10 protein-coding genes are annotated in these 13,719 nt (G+C 71.7%); 6 read left to right on the top strand and 4 right to left on the bottom strand.

All coding sequences use genetic code 11. The features are described from left to right. The first annotated feature begins 165 nt into the window (after nt 1-165). From rsgA to EFE23_RS14535, 5 genes are all read left to right on the top strand, one after another. A complete protein-coding gene (rsgA, locus tag EFE23_RS14555) occupies nt 166-1,245 on the top strand; it encodes a ribosome small subunit-dependent GTPase A (protein WP_123241465.1) in 1,080 nt (359 codons plus the stop codon). A gap of 211 nt (nt 1,246-1,456) precedes the next feature. Further along, nucleotides 1,457-4,402 (top strand): excinuclease ABC subunit UvrA, encoded by a 2,946-nt coding sequence (gene uvrA / locus EFE23_RS14550; RefSeq protein ID WP_123241458.1) that lies wholly within the window; start codon nt 1,457-1,459, stop codon nt 4,400-4,402. A gap of 156 nt (nt 4,403-4,558) precedes the next feature. Next, on the top strand, nt 4,559-5,047 hold the full coding sequence (locus EFE23_RS14545) for a Rieske (2Fe-2S) protein (protein WP_123241457.1): 489 nt from the start codon (nt 4,559-4,561) through the stop codon (nt 5,045-5,047). Nucleotides 5,048-5,222: 175 nt separating this feature from the next. After that, nucleotides 5,223-7,163 (top strand): excinuclease ABC subunit UvrC, encoded by a 1,941-nt coding sequence (gene uvrC, locus EFE23_RS14540; RefSeq protein ID WP_123241456.1) that lies wholly within the window; start codon nt 5,223-5,225, stop codon nt 7,161-7,163. Nucleotides 7,164-8,206: 1,043 nt separating this feature from the next. After that, nucleotides 8,207-8,857: a C39 family peptidase gene (locus tag EFE23_RS14535; RefSeq protein WP_123241455.1), complete on the top strand. Its 651-nt coding sequence runs from the start codon at nt 8,207-8,209 to the stop codon at nt 8,855-8,857. 55 nt (nt 8,858-8,912) lie between these two features. Here the strand turns inward: EFE23_RS14535 and recQ are convergent, their stop codons facing one another. The 3 genes from recQ to EFE23_RS14520 all read right to left on the bottom strand — a co-directional run bounded on the left by recQ (nt 8,913) and on the right by EFE23_RS14520 (nt 12,584). After that, nucleotides 8,913-10,754, bottom strand: a complete 1,842-nt coding sequence (gene recQ / locus EFE23_RS14530; RefSeq protein ID WP_123241454.1) for a DNA helicase RecQ — start codon at nt 10,752-10,754, stop codon at nt 8,913-8,915. Between the two features lie 95 nt (nt 10,755-10,849). Further along, the gene (locus EFE23_RS14525; RefSeq protein WP_255421140.1) at nt 10,850-12,094 is read right to left on the bottom strand and encodes an RNA polymerase sigma factor; all 1,245 of its coding nucleotides are present in this window, start codon (nt 12,092-12,094) and stop codon (nt 10,850-10,852) included. A gap of 109 nt (nt 12,095-12,203) precedes the next feature. Further along, entirely contained in the window at nt 12,204-12,584 is a 381-nt protein-coding gene (locus tag EFE23_RS14520; protein ID WP_123241452.1) for a YciI family protein, read from the bottom strand. A 225-nt stretch (nt 12,585-12,809) separates the two neighbouring features. On the opposite strand from EFE23_RS14520, the gene EFE23_RS14515 reads away from it, so the two are divergent. Continuing rightward, nucleotides 12,810-13,307, top strand: a complete 498-nt coding sequence (locus EFE23_RS14515; protein WP_123241464.1) for a DinB family protein — start codon at nt 12,810-12,812, stop codon at nt 13,305-13,307. A gap of 9 nt (nt 13,308-13,316) precedes the next feature. Here EFE23_RS14515 and EFE23_RS14510 read toward each other — a convergent pair whose 3' ends face one another. Further along, nucleotides 13,317-13,715 carry a hypothetical protein gene (locus EFE23_RS14510; RefSeq protein WP_123241451.1) on the bottom strand — a complete coding sequence of 133 codons (399 nt, stop codon included), beginning with the start codon at nt 13,713-13,715 and terminating at the stop codon, nt 13,317-13,319. Nucleotides 13,716-13,719: the final 4 nt, after the last annotated feature.

The following is a 13,719-nucleotide window of genomic DNA, read 5'->3' as shown; positions in this document are numbered from 1 at the left end:
CGGTACGGCGCCGCCGCGTCGCCGGGGAAATCGCTTTCGGCGCGTCGGCGCGGCCCTTACCGTCGGCGCAGAACGCGGCACCGGGAGTCGGAGTGGAGGTGGTGAGCATGCCGGTCGCAGCACGCGTGTTCCGCCATGAACCCCCTCGACACCGATGAGGACACCATGAACATCGACCTGACCGCCCTCGGCTGGGACGCCGACCGGGCGGCACACGTGGGACGTCGTACCGATAGGCGACCGGGCCGGGTGGCCCGCGTCGACCGCGGGATCTGCACCGTGCTCTGCCGGGAGGGGCCGGTCCGGGCCAGCCTGGGCGGCGGGGTGCTGGCCGCCGCCGCCCGCGACCTGGCCGCCCTGCCCTGCGCCGGTGACTGGGTGCTGCTGGCCAGCTGGCCGGACGGGCCGGTCACCGTCGAGACGGTGCTGCCGCGCCGTACCGCGCTGATCCGGCGGACCGCCGGCAAGGACGCCAGCGGCCAGGTTCTGGCCGCCAACCTCGACACCGCCGCAGTGGTGGAACCGGTCCACCCCGAGCCGGACGCGGCCCGGATCGAACGGCTGCTCTCGCTGGCCCACGAGTCCGGCGCGGAGCCGCTGATCGTGCTCACCAAGGCGGACCTGGCCGCCGACCCGGAGGCGGTGGCCCGGCAGCTCGCCGCGCTCGCCCCCGGGGTGCCGGTGCTGCCGGTCAGCGCCGAGCGGGGCACCGGCCTGGACCCGCTGCGCCGGCATGTCGCGGCCGGGCGCACCCTCGGCCTGCTCGGTCCCTCCGGGGCGGGCAAGTCGAGCCTGGTCAACGCGCTCGCCGGGGCGCAGGTGATGCGGACCCAGGCGATCCGCCGGGTGGACGGCAAGGGCCGGCACACCACCACCTGGCGGTCGCTGCTGCCGATCCCGGGCGGCGGGGCGGTGCTGGACACCCCCGGCGTCCGGGCGGTCGGCCTGCTGGACGGCACGGCCGGCCTGGACCGGGCCTTCGCCGACATCGCCGAGCTGGCCACCGGCTGCCGGTACGCCGACTGCGCGCACGACGCCGAGCCAGCCTGCGCGGTGCGCGCGGCGCTGGAGAGCGGTGAGCTGCCCGTGCGGCGTTGGGAGAGCTGGCGCCGGCTCCAGCGCGAGGTGGCGTACGAGAGCCGACGGCGGGAGACCCGGCTGGCCGCCCAGCGGCGGGGGAGCTGGCGGGGGGAGCGCCGGCGCACCGCGCGTCCGGCGCCGCCGCCCGGTCCCGGCGGATTCTGACCGCGCCGGTGCGAGCCGGTCGGGCGGGGCGTCACCCGCTCCGCCCGACCGTGGTGAGCTGGGGGAATGTGCGCGCGACGAAGTTTGTCGTACCTCAGGGCTAGAGTTGCCCAGGCGTATTTCTGCGCCTCGACAACCCTCGAAAACCGCTCAGACCACGGTCCGAGCGGACAGATCCGCCTCACATTCTTCTTCCGGGAGCACACGCACCGTGGCCGACCGACTGATCATCCGTGGCGCGCGCGAGCACAACCTGCGTGACGTCAGTCTCGACCTGCCCCGGGACGCTCTGATCGTCTTCACCGGGCTCTCCGGGTCGGGCAAGTCGAGCCTCGCGTTCGACACCATCTTCGCCGAGGGCCAGCGGCGCTACGTCGAGTCGCTGTCCTCGTACGCCCGGCAGTTCCTCGGCCAGATGGACAAGCCGGACGTCGACTTCATCGAGGGTCTCAGCCCGGCGGTCTCCATCGACCAGAAGTCCACCTCGCGCAACCCGCGCTCCACGGTCGGCACGATCACCGAGGTCTACGACTACCTCCGGCTGCTCTTCGCCCGGATCGGCGAGCCGCACTGCCCGATCTGCGGCGAGCGGATCTCCAAGCAGAGCCCGCAGCAGATCGTCGACCGGGTCCTGGCCATGGCCGAGGGCACCCGTTTCATGGTGCTCGCCCCGGTGGTGCGCGGCCGCAAGGGCGAGTACGTCGACCTCTTCGCCGAGCTCCAGTCGAAGGGCTACGCGCGGGCCCGGGTCGACGGCGTGGTGCACCCGCTGACCGAGCCGCCGAAGCTCAAGAAGCAGGAGAAGCACACCATCGAGGTGGTCATTGACCGGCTCAGCGTCAAGCCGGGCGCCAAGCAGCGGCTGACCGACTCGGTCGAGGCGGCGCTGGGGCTCTCCGGGGGCATCGTCCTGCTCGACTTCGTCGACCTGGCCGAGGACGACCCGGGCCGGGAGCGCCGCTACTCCGAGCACCTGGCCTGCCCCAACGACCACCCGCTCGCGATCGAGGACCTGGAGCCCCGGGTCTTCTCCTTCAACGCCCCGTACGGCGCCTGCCCGGAGTGCACCGGCCTGGGCACCAAGAAGGAGGTCGACCCGGAGCTGGTCATCCCGGACCCGGAGCGCACCCTGCGCGAGGGCGCCATCCAGCCCTGGGCGACCGGGCACAACCTGGAATACTTCCTCCGCCTGCTGGAGGCCCTCGGCGAGGCCGAGCACTTCGACCTGGACACTCCGTGGCGCAAGCTGCCGTCCCGGGCGCAGAAGACGATCCTGCACGGCTCCGACGACCAGGTGCACGTCCGCTACCGCAACAAGTACGGCCGCGAACGCTCCTACTACACCGGCTTCGAGGGCGTGGTGCAGTGGATCGAGCGGCGGCACTCGGACACCGAGTCGGAGTGGTCGCGCGACAAGTACGAGGGCTACATGCGGGACGTGCCCTGCGCGGCCTGCGGCGGCGCCCGGCTCAAGCCCGAGGTGCTCGCGGTCACCCTGGCCGGCAAGAGCATCGCCGAGGTCTGCAACCTCTCCGTCGGCGAGGCCGCCGACCTGCTGGCCGGCATCGAGCTGACCGACCGGCAGAAGATGATCGCCGAGCGGGTGCTCAAGGAGATCAACGCCCGGCTGAAGTTCCTGCTCGACGTCGGGCTGGACTATCTCTCCCTGGACCGCCCGGCGGGCACCCTCTCTGGCGGCGAGGCGCAGCGCATCCGGCTCGCCACCCAGATCGGCTCCGGCCTGGTCGGCGTGCTGTACGTGCTCGATGAGCCGTCCATCGGCCTGCACCAGCGCGACAACCACCGGCTGATCGAGACCCTGCTGCGGCTGCGCGGGCTGAGCAACACGCTGATCGTGGTCGAGCACGACGAGGACACCATCCGGGTCGCCGACTGGATCGTGGACATCGGCCCGGGCGCGGGCGAGCACGGCGGCCGGATCGTGCACAGCGGTTCGGTGCCGGCCCTGCTGGACAACGAGGAGTCGGTCACCGGGGCGTACCTGTCCGGGCGGAAGGCGATCCCGACGCCCACGATGCGGCGGCCGCAGACCCCGGGCCGGGAGCTGGTGGTGCACGGGGCGCGCGAGCACAACCTGCGCAACCTGACCGTGAGCTTCCCGCTCGGCCAGCTCATCGCGGTCACCGGGGTCAGCGGCTCCGGCAAGTCGACGCTGGTCAACGACATCCTCCACGCGGTGCTGGCCAACCAGATCAACGGCGCCCGGCTGGTCCCCGGCCGGCACACCCGGATCAGCGGCCTGGAGCACGTGGACAAGGTCGTCGGTGTCGACCAGTCGCCGATCGGGCGGACCCCGCGGTCGAACCCGGCCACCTACACGGGCGTCTGGGACCACATCCGCAAGCTCTTCGCCGAGACCACCGAGGCCAAGGTCCGGGGGTACGGCCCCGGCCGGTTCTCGTTCAACGTCAAGGGCGGACGCTGCGAGGCCTGCTCCGGCGACGGCACCATCAAGATCGAGATGAACTTCCTCCCGGACGTCTACGTCCCCTGCGAGGTGTGCAAGGGCGCCCGGTACAACCGGGAGACCCTGGAGGTGCACTACAAGGGCCGGACGGTCGCCGAGGTGCTGGACATGCCGATCGAGGAGGCGGCCGAGTTCTTCTCCGCCATCCCGGCCATCCACCGCCACCTCAAGACCCTGGTCGACGTCGGCCTGGGCTACGTGCGCCTGGGCCAGCCCGCGCCGACGCTCTCCGGCGGTGAGGCGCAGCGCGTCAAGCTCGCCTCCGAGCTGCAGAAGCGGTCCACCGGGCGGACCGTGTACGTGCTCGACGAGCCCACCACCGGCCTGCACTTCGAGGACATCCGCAAGCTGCTGATGGTGCTGGAGGGCCTGGTCGACAAGGGCAACACGGTGATCACCATCGAGCACAACCTCGACGTGATCAAGACCGCCGACTGGATCATCGACATGGGTCCGGAGGGTGGCCACCGGGGCGGCACGGTCCTGGCGACCGGCACCCCGGAGGAGGTCGCCGAGGTGCCCGAGAGCCACACCGGGCAGTTCCTGCGTCCGATGCTCAAGCTCGACGGCGAGGCGAAGGGCGCCGCCGCGGCCACCTCCCGGGCCGCCAAGGCCAACGGCGCCACGCGGTCGCGGAGCAGCCGCAAGGTTCCCGCCGGGGCACGCTGACCCACACGTCACGACGGGCGGGCCGGGACACCGGCCCGCCCGTTTTCGGTGTCCATTTCGTGACGCGTCAGTATGAACCGTGCGCAACTGTGGTGCGTGTCCAGCAGTGTGGCCGCACATTACGACAGGCGGCGGCAGCCGAGAGAAGGGCAGGACATGACGGACGACCAGGAGTTGACCGAGCCCGGTGCACGGACGCGCCGGGCCCTGCTCGCGGGCGCCGGCGCGGTGGGCGCGGCGGTGGTGCTGGCTGCCTGCGGCAGCGATGACGACCAGGGCCCGGGCAACTCCGCGCCCACCAGCGGTGGCCCCGGCGCGACCGGCGCGGGCGACGCCGAGGGCGGCAACCGGGACAGCACCGGTCCGCTCGCCCGCACCACCGACATCCCGGTCGGCGGTGGGGCGATCTTCGCGGCCAAGGGGGTGGTGATCACCCAACCGAAGGCGGGAGAGTTCAAGGGATTCGACCCGATCTGCACCCACCAGGGCTGCCCGGTGTCGAACGTCGACGGCGGCACCATCAACTGCACCTGCCACGGCAGCCGTTTCTCCATCACCGATGGCTCGGTCAAGCAGGGCCCCGCCACCCGCCCGCTGCCCGCGAAGAACCTCAAGGTCACCGGCGAACAGATCACCCTGGCCTAACCCCACCCCACCCCGGGCCCGGCCCACCCCATCCCGGCCCACCCCACCCCGTCGATCATGAAGTTAGCGGCGTTCACGGAGATCGACATCGCCGTCAACTTCATGATCAACCAGGGCGGGGGTGGTCGGCGTGGGGTGGGGTGGGGTGTCGGGGGTGCGGACTAGGGTTGATGGCGTGAGTGACCCCTCGACCTACCGTCCCGCGCCCGGCACGATCCCGGAGTCGCCCGGGGTCTACCGCTTCCGCGACGGCACCGGTCGGGTGATCTACGTCGGCAAGGCGCGGAACCTGCGCAGCCGGCTCAACTCCTACTTCGCCGACCCGGTCAACCTGCACCAGCGCACCCGGCAGATGGTCTTCACCGCCGAGTCGGTGGACTGGATCACCGTCGCCACCGAGGTCGAGGCGCTCCAGCAGGAATACACCTGGATCAAGCAGTACGACCCGAAGTTCAACGTCCGCTACCGCGACGACAAGTCGTACCCGTACCTGGCGGTCACCCTCGACGAGGAGTACCCGCGCCTGCAGGTGATGCGGGGCGCCAAGCGCAAGGGGGTGCGGTACTTCGGGCCGTACTCCCACGCCTGGGCGATCCGCGAGACGCTGGACCTGCTGCTGCGGGTCTTCCCCGCGCGGACCTGCTCCTCCGGGGTGTTCAAGCGGGCCGGCCAGGTGGGCCGGCCGTGCCTGCTGGGTTACATCGGCAAGTGCTCCGCGCCCTGCGTCGGCAGCGTCACCGCCGACCGGCACCGGGAGATCGTCAACGGCTTCTGCGACTTCATGGGCGGCCGCACCGACACCATGGTCCGCAAGCTCGAACGGGAGATGCTGGAGGCCAGCGAGCAGCTCGAGTTCGAACGGGCGGCCCGGCTGCGTGACGACGTCGCGGCGCTGCGGCGGGCCATGGAGAAGCAGACCGTGGTGCTGGGCGACGGCACCGACGCCGACGTGGTGGCCTTCGCCGACGACCCCCTGGAGGCCGCCGTCCAGGTCTTCCACGTGCGCGACGGGCGGGTCCGCGGCCAGCGCGGCTGGGTGGTGGAGAAGACCGAGGAGGTCACCACCGGCGACCTGGTGCACCACTTCTGCACGCAGGTGTACGGCGGCGAGCAGGGCGAGGCCGACGTGCCGCGCGAGCTGCTCGTGCCCGAGCTGCCGGGCGACGTGGACGCGCTCGCCGACTGGCTCTCCACCCGCCGGGGCAGCCGGGTGACGCTGCGGGTGCCGCAGCGCGGCGACAAGCGGTCCCTGCTGGAGACCGTGGAACGCAACGCCAAGGACGCGCTCGCCCGGCACAAGCTCAAGCGCGCCGGCGACCTGACCACCCGCAGCAAGGCCCTCGACGAGATCGCCGACGCGCTGGGCATGCGCACGTCGCCGCTGCGGATCGAGTGCTTCGACGTCTCCCAGATCCAGGGCACCGACGTGGTCGCCAGCATGGTGGTCTTCGAGGACGGCCTGCCCCGCAAGAGCGAATACCGCCGGTTCGTCGTCCGGGGCGCCACCGACGACCTCTCCGCCATGTCCGAGGTGCTGCGCCGGCGTTTCGCCCGTTACCTCGACGCCCGCGCCGAGACCGGGGAGATCGGCGAGGAGACCGCCGGCGACCCGGACCGCCCGGGCATCGACCCCACGACCGGCCGGCCGCGTAAGTTCGCGTACCCGCCGCAGCTGGTCGTGGTCGACGGCGGCGCCCCGCAGGTCGCGGCGGCCGCGCAGGCCCTCGCCGAACTCGGCATCGACGACGTGGCGCTCTGCGGCCTGGCCAAGCGGCTGGAGGAGGTCTGGCTGCCCGACGACGAGTTCCCCGTCATCCTGCCGCGCACCTCGGAGGCGCTCTACCTGCTCCAGCGGGTACGCGACGAGGCGCACCGGTTCGCCATCACCTTCCACCGCCAGCGCCGCTCCAAGCGGATGACCGAATCGGGGCTCGACAACATCCCCGGCCTCGGTGAGGTACGCCGCAAGGCGCTGCTGCGGCACTTCGGCTCGCTCAAGCGCCTCTCCGGCGCCACGGTCGAGGAGATCACCGAGGTGCCCGGCGTGGGCCGGCGTACCGCCGAGGCGATCCTCGCCGCCCTCGACGAGAACGCCAAGGCCACCCCCACCCCCTGACCGTCGCGCCCGCCGCGCCCGGCCCGAAGGTCGGCGGGCACCTTCGGCGAGGTCGGCGTGGCCGGAGTGCTCGATCCACTCCGGCTGCCGCAAACGGCCGCATCCTGGCCAGTGGTCACCCCCACCTGCCGCAGCCCGAGTCGATCATTGCCGGCCCTGGGCGCGAAGAATGTCCGGATGGCGGCGCCGAGGGAGCGCCGATGGCGGACGTCTGGATCGACTCCGGATGCGGCAACCCGGGGCATCACCAGTCGAGCCCACGCCAAACTGCGGCAACCCGCGCTTCGGGCGGGTCGGCCCGTGCAGGTCGAGGTGGGGGTGGGCTGTCGGATACCGCCGGATCGGCGATGTCGTGTCGGGTCACGCGAGCGGCCGGCCTCGCGGGCCGGCCGGGAAGGTCGTTATAGGGGTGTTTGTCCGGTCCTGGCCGGAGGCGGTCCCGTGGGTGGAACGCTATGGAGGTCTCCGGGCGCCGGTGACCTCCATAGCGTTCCACCGACCGCAGAGCCCGCCGGGGGATGGTGTGGGCCCGGGCTGGAGTGGGCGACGGGGGTCTCGTGTCCGGTCGGCTGCTGACCGGTCATGGCGGGCCGGGTGGACTGGGTGTCCGGTATCGGAGGGCCTGTGCGGTTGCGCTGGTCGTGGGGATGTCCCTGTCAGGCCCACTGGGTGGTTGATGGGCCCGGTGTCGTGTGGCCGGGGCCATCCCACGGGCGGAATGATGGCGGGGCGGGGGTCGTTGAACATGGCAGACCGCGCGGCAACCACCGCCCCCGCAAGGGGTCGGCAGCCCCGGTCGGAATGACCGGCCACCGGCCGTCGTTACATCCCCCGGACCGCGAACGCCTGGTCCATGGAGCCGGTGAGGTCGAGGGAATCACCCCCCCGCCCCCGGTCGTTACATCCCCGGGCCGCCCGAGCAGGTCACCCCCCGACCGCCGGGCCCACCCTCTCGCAGACTTTCCCCCCTTTTCTCGCGGCACGCACCGCACCCCCCTTTCGCGGGTGCCGCGGAACCCCCGAATGGAAGGCGTGACTTCATCATGGCTACCACTCTGCTGCGTAAGACCGTTCTGACCGCTGCCGGCTTCGCCGCCACCGCCGGTGGGATCGCCGGCCCCGCCATCGCCGCGCACGCCGCCGAGGCCAAGCCGACGGCGCAGGTGCAGACCGACCGCAAGCACGGCGGCGAGCGGGAGCTCAACGTCCGCTACGAGGCCCAGCCGAACTTCTACTACTGTGGCCCGGCCGCCACCCGTAACGCGCTGAGCGTGCAGGGCAAGAACATCGACGTCGACGCCATGGCCCGCGAGATGGGCACCACCGAGAACGGCACCAACAGCATCAACGACATCACCCCGGTGCTGAACAAGGAGACCGGTCGCAACGCGTACCACAGCACCGAGATGCCGGTGGACAAGGTCGACGCCAAGCACGTCGAGCAGTTGCGCACTGACATCGTCAAGGCCGTGGACGACGGCCGGGCCGTGGTCGCCAACATCGCCGGCACCGCCACCGACACCGACGGCAACACCCACTCCTTCGAGGGTGGCCACTACATCAGCGTGGTGGGCTACCGGGACGGTGGCAAGGTCGTGACGATCGCCGACTCGGCCAACCCGGACATGGCCTCGTACCGGATGGACGTGGACGCCCTGGCGCACTGGATCGCCAGCCGCGGCTACAGCTCCTGACGCTGAGGCAGTGACGAAGGGCCCGACCCCGGACGGGGTCGGGCCCTTCGGCGTCTCAGGACTCGGCGAGTACGGCGAGGATCGCCTCGCCGTACTTGGCGAGCTTGTTCTCGCCGACGCCGTTGATCCGGGACAGCTCGGCCAGGGAATCCGGCGCCTCGGCGGCGAGCTGCCGCAGCGTGGCATCGTGGAAGATCACGTACGCCGGTACGCCCTGCTCCTTCGCGGTGGCCGCCCGCCAGGCGCGCAGCCGCTCGAAGACCGGCACGGCGGCCGGGGCGAGGTCGGCGACGACGGTCGCCGCACCACGCGGCTTGGCGGACCGGCCGGACACCGGACGCTCCGGCTCGCGCCGCAGGGTGACCGTACGCCGGCGGCCCAGCACCTCGGCGCTGGTCTCGGTGAGGGCGAGGGTGCCGTAGTCGCCCTCGACGGCGAGCAACCCCTCGGCGAGCAGTTGCCGGACCACCCCCCGCCACTCGGCCTCCCGCAGCTCGGTGCCGATGCCGAAGGTGCTCAGCGAATCGTGGCCGTACTGGTCGATCTTGTCGGTGCGCTTGCCGAGCAGGATGTCGATGCTGTGCCCGGCGCCGAACCGCTGGTTGCGCTCGCGGTCGAGCCGGTAGACGGTGGAGAGCAGCTTTTGGGCGGGGACGGTGCCGTCCCAGGACTCCGGCGGCTCCAGGCAGGTGTCGCAGTTGCCGCAGTTGGCGGTGTCGCTCTCGCCGAAGTATTCGAGGAGTTGCGCGCGACGGCAGCGGACCGTCTCGCAGAGGGCGAGCATGGCGTCCAGGTGCGCGGCGAGGTTGCGCCGGTGCGCCAGGTCGCCCTCGGACGTCTCGATCATCTTGCGCTGCTGCACCACGTCCTGGAGCCCGTACGCGAGCCAGGCGGTCGACGGCAGCCCGTCCCGCCCGGCGCGGCCGGTCTCCTGGTAGTAGCCCTCCACCGACTTGGGCAGGTCGAGGTGGGCGACGAAGCGCACGTCCGGCTTGTCGATGCCCATGCCGAAGGCGATGGTGGCGACCATGACCAGCCCGTCCTCGCGCAGGAAGCGCTGCTGGTTGCCGGCCCGGGTCGCCGCGTCCAGCCCGGCGTGGTACGGCAGCGCGGCGATGCCCTGCTGCACCAGGAACTCGGCGGTCTTCTCCACCGAGGCCCGGGACAGGCAGTAGACGATGCCGGCGTCGCCCGGGTGCTCGTCCCGCAGCAGGCTCAACAGCTGCTTACGTGGCTCCCGTTTGGGCACGATCCGGTACTGGATGTTGGGCCGGTCGAAGCTGGCCACGAAGTGCCGGGCGTCGGTGAGCTGCAGCCGGGTGGCGATCTCCGTGCGTGTGGCCCGGGTCGCCGTGGCGGTCAGCGCGATGCGCGGCACCCCCGGCCACCGCTCGTGCAGCATCGACAGGTTGAGGTAGTCCGGGCGGAAGTCGTGCCCCCACTGCGACACGCAGTGCGCCTCGTCGATGGCGAACAGCGCGATCCGGCCCCGCTCCAGCAGGGCGACGGTGGACCGGACCGCGAGCGCCTCCGGGGCGAGGTAGAGCAGGTCCAGCTCGCCGGCGAGGAAGGCCGCCTCCACCCGGCGCCGCTCGGTGAGATCCTGCGTCGAGTTGAGGAAGCCGGCCCGGACGCCGACGGCGGTGAGCGCGTCGACCTGGTCCTGCATCAGCGCGATCAGTGGCGAGACCACCACCGCGACGCCGTCCCGGACCAGCGCCGGGATCTGGTAGCACAGCGACTTGCCGCCGCCGGTCGGCATCAGCACCAGCGCGTCGCCGCCGGCCACCACGTGCTCGACGACCTCCTGCTGGAAGCCGCGGAAGGTGTCGTAGCCGAACACCCGGTTGAGCACCCGCAGCGCGTCTTCGGTCCGCTGATCGGTGGGGGAGACCATCCGCGCAGTCTACGAGCGGCCCCGGACAGGATGCCGACGACGCGTCCCGGTCGCCGCGGCCGCCGGTGCTGTCCCGGGCCGGCTGCACATGTCGATCAGCCGGCGAGCTGGTCGCGGCGGCGGGTGAGGTAGGCCCGTTCCGCGGGGTTGCCGGCGAGACCGATGGCCCGGTCGTACGCCGCCCGGGACTCGCCGCTGCGCCCGAGTCGCCGCAGCAGGTCGGCGCGCGCGGCGTGGAAGGCGTGGTAGCCGTCAAGGACCTCGGCGAGCCGGTCGATCTCGGCGAGCGCGACCCCGGGGCCGTCGACCTCGGCGACCGCGACCGCCCGGTTGAGCCGCACGATCGGCGAGGGGTCGAGCAGCACCATGCGGCCGTAGAGGGCGACGATCGTGGACCAGTCGGTGTCCCGGGCGGATGGGGCATCGGTGTGGACGGCGTTGATCGCGGCCTGAAGCTGGTAGCGCCCGGGTGGGTCACCGCCGGCCGCCACCACCTCGATCCGCTCGCGAATCAGGGCACTGGCCTCGGCGATGAGGCTGCGGTCCCAGGCGCCGCGGTCCTGCTCGTCGAGGGTCACCAGCTCCCCGGTGCGGGACACGCGCGCCGGCCGCCGGGCGTCGGTGAGGAGCATCAGGGCGAGCAGGCCGGCCACCTCGCCGTCGTCCGGGAGGAGAGTACGGAGCAGACGACCGAGACGGATCGCCTCGTCGGTGAGTTCGACGCGTACGGGGTGGTCCCCCTCGCTGGCGAGATAGCCCTCGTTGAAGACGAGGTAGACGACCGCGAGCACGCCGGCGAGCCGCTCACGGATGTCGTCGGCCGAGGGCACCCGGTAGGGAATGTGCGCCGCCTTGATCTTCGCCTTGGCGCGGGTGATCCGGCGCGCCATCGTGGTCTCCCGCACCAGAAACGCGCGGGCGATCTCGGGGACGGTGAGGCCGCCGACCAGGCGCAGGGTGAGCGCCACCCGGGCCTCCAACGCGAGCGCGGGATGGCAGCAGGTGAAGAGCAGCCTGAGCCGGTCGTCCTCGACCGGGCCGGTCGGCTCAGGAGGGGTGTCGTCGTAGATGATCCGGGCCGCCTGGTGTTTGGCGTCGCGCTGCGACTCGCGCCGGAGCCGGTCGATCGCCTTGCGGGTCGCGGTGGTGGCGAGCCAACCGGCGGGATTGGCGGGTACGCCCTCGCGCGGCCACCGCTCCGCCGCCGCCAGGAACGCCTCGGCCGTCGCTTCCTCGGCGACGTCGAGGTCACCGAAGCGCCGGGCGAGGCCGGCGACCATTCGCGCCCACTCCTCGTGGTGGACGCGGGTGATCGTCGGTCCGACGGTGGGTTCAGTCACGGTTCCAGCAATGCTCGGACGGATGCCTCGGTGCGGCACGCTCTTGACCCCTCGGCGGCGAGCGCCAGGGCCACGTCGAGGTCGGACCGCAGGTGCCTGCACACCGCGCTCACCTCTCCACAGAGCCGTTACGCCGGACCTGCCCGGGACCTCGGAACCGGTGCACCTCCTGCGGCCAGTCGAGCACGGTCGCGAGCCTGCCGGCCCAGTATCGCGCCGCCGCGTCGTCGGGCACGTCCACGACGGCGAAGCCGCCGAGATGCTCCTTGGTCTCGACGTACGGGCCGTCGGTGAAGACGGGCGTGCCGGCAACCGGCTCGACACTGCACACGACGGTGGATCGGTCGAGCCCGCCGTTGGTGAAGATCAGGACACCGTCGGCCTGCATCTCCTCGATCACGGCCCGGACGGCCGTGGCCTTCTCGCGTACCTCCTCCGCCGTGTGGTCGGGCACCCACTCGTCGTTGAAAGCGATCAGGTATTCCGTCATGGTCGTCTCCTCCCAGCCCCCGGACGGGGCTCTTCCCGACTCGTAGGGGCGGCGGTCCGGCCGGCCGCCGTACCAGTTCCACGAACGGCTGCGCCTTGATACGACACCATCCCGGAAACTCCGCTCAAGGCAGCCGGGCGTGGTGACTGCGGGAAGGATCGACCGCCGTTCCTTCGAGACGCACCCTCGACCGCTCCTGGGCGACGGTCTGAAATGCTTTCGCCCATGCCTTCCTATCCGCCCACCTTCGCCGACCAGGTCGTCGCGCAGCCGGTCCGGGCCCAGTTCGAGGCGTTCCTCGACGAGCACCGCGCCGCGCTCAACGGCTGTCTGGACGGGCTGACCGAGGAACAGGCGCGCCGATCGTTGGTGGCCTCCCGGACCACGCTGCTGGGTCTCGTGAAGCACGCGACCTTCGTGGAGAAGGTCTGGTTCGACGAGGCCGTCACGTGCCGGTCGCGCGCCGAGATCGGCATCCCCGCGAGGTCAGAGGAGTCGTTCATCCTCGATGACGACGACACGATCGCCACCGTTCAGCACGCACACCGCGAAGCCTGCGAGGCATCACGCCAGGCGACGTCATCCCTGGGTCTGGACGACATCCTGCACGGGCACCGCCGGGGCCCGCTTCCGCTGCGGTGGGTGTATCTCCACGTGCTGCGCGAGCTGGCCCAGCACTGTGGGCACGCGGACATCCTGCGAGAGCAGCTCACCAACGAGTAGTGCCGCTGTTCACCGAGGTCGAGGTGGAGCGGACAGGGTGGGAGAAACCTCGTCGACCACCGTCTGTAACCGGTCTCGGCAGCGCAGGATGAGGCTGGAGATCTCGTCGAAGGTCGCCGCGCTGACCCGGTTGCTCTCGAACCACATCGCGCGCACGGCGCTCCGGCTCTGCGCCAGGTACGTCGCGGCAGCCTCCACCAGCCCGACGAACTCGTCACGACGGTCCGGGGAGGCGAGCTGGGCCGAACGCCGTGCCGCCCGCACCGGCTCGCCGGAAGCGGTGAAGATCGCGGCAGGATCGGCGTCGGCCTGATCGGCCCCGATGCCCGCGAGAAGGTACTCCAACTCGGTCGCGGCCAACGTCAGCCGGCCAACGGCCAGGACCGTCTCGTCAGTGAGTTGCCGCACCGGC

Source organism: Micromonospora solifontis (genome assembly GCF_003725545.1).
GTDB classification, from domain to species: Bacteria; Actinomycetota; Actinomycetes; order Mycobacteriales; family Micromonosporaceae; genus Micromonospora; species Micromonospora solifontis.
Note: the sequence above shows the minus strand (reverse complement) of the source record. Positions and strands in the feature narration are given on the sequence as shown.

What these genes read in the sequence shown, in the direction of transcription:
- rsgA (WP_123241465.1), top strand. Translation starts at nt 166, where the DNA reads ATGAACATCGACCTGACCGCCCTCGGCTGGGACGCCGACCGGGCGGCA.
- EFE23_RS14545 (WP_123241457.1), top strand. Translation starts at nt 4,559, where the DNA reads ATGACGGACGACCAGGAGTTGACCGAGCCCGGTGCACGGACGCGCCGG.
- EFE23_RS14535 (WP_123241455.1), top strand. Translation starts at nt 8,207, where the DNA reads ATGGCTACCACTCTGCTGCGTAAGACCGTTCTGACCGCTGCCGGCTTC.
- recQ (WP_123241454.1), bottom strand. Translation starts at nt 10,754, where the DNA reads ATGGTCTCCCCCACCGATCAGCGGACCGAAGACGCGCTGCGGGTGCTC.
- EFE23_RS14520 (WP_123241452.1), bottom strand. Translation starts at nt 12,584, where the DNA reads ATGACGGAATACCTGATCGCTTTCAACGACGAGTGGGTGCCCGACCAC.
- EFE23_RS14515 (WP_123241464.1), top strand. Translation starts at nt 12,810, where the DNA reads ATGCCTTCCTATCCGCCCACCTTCGCCGACCAGGTCGTCGCGCAGCCG.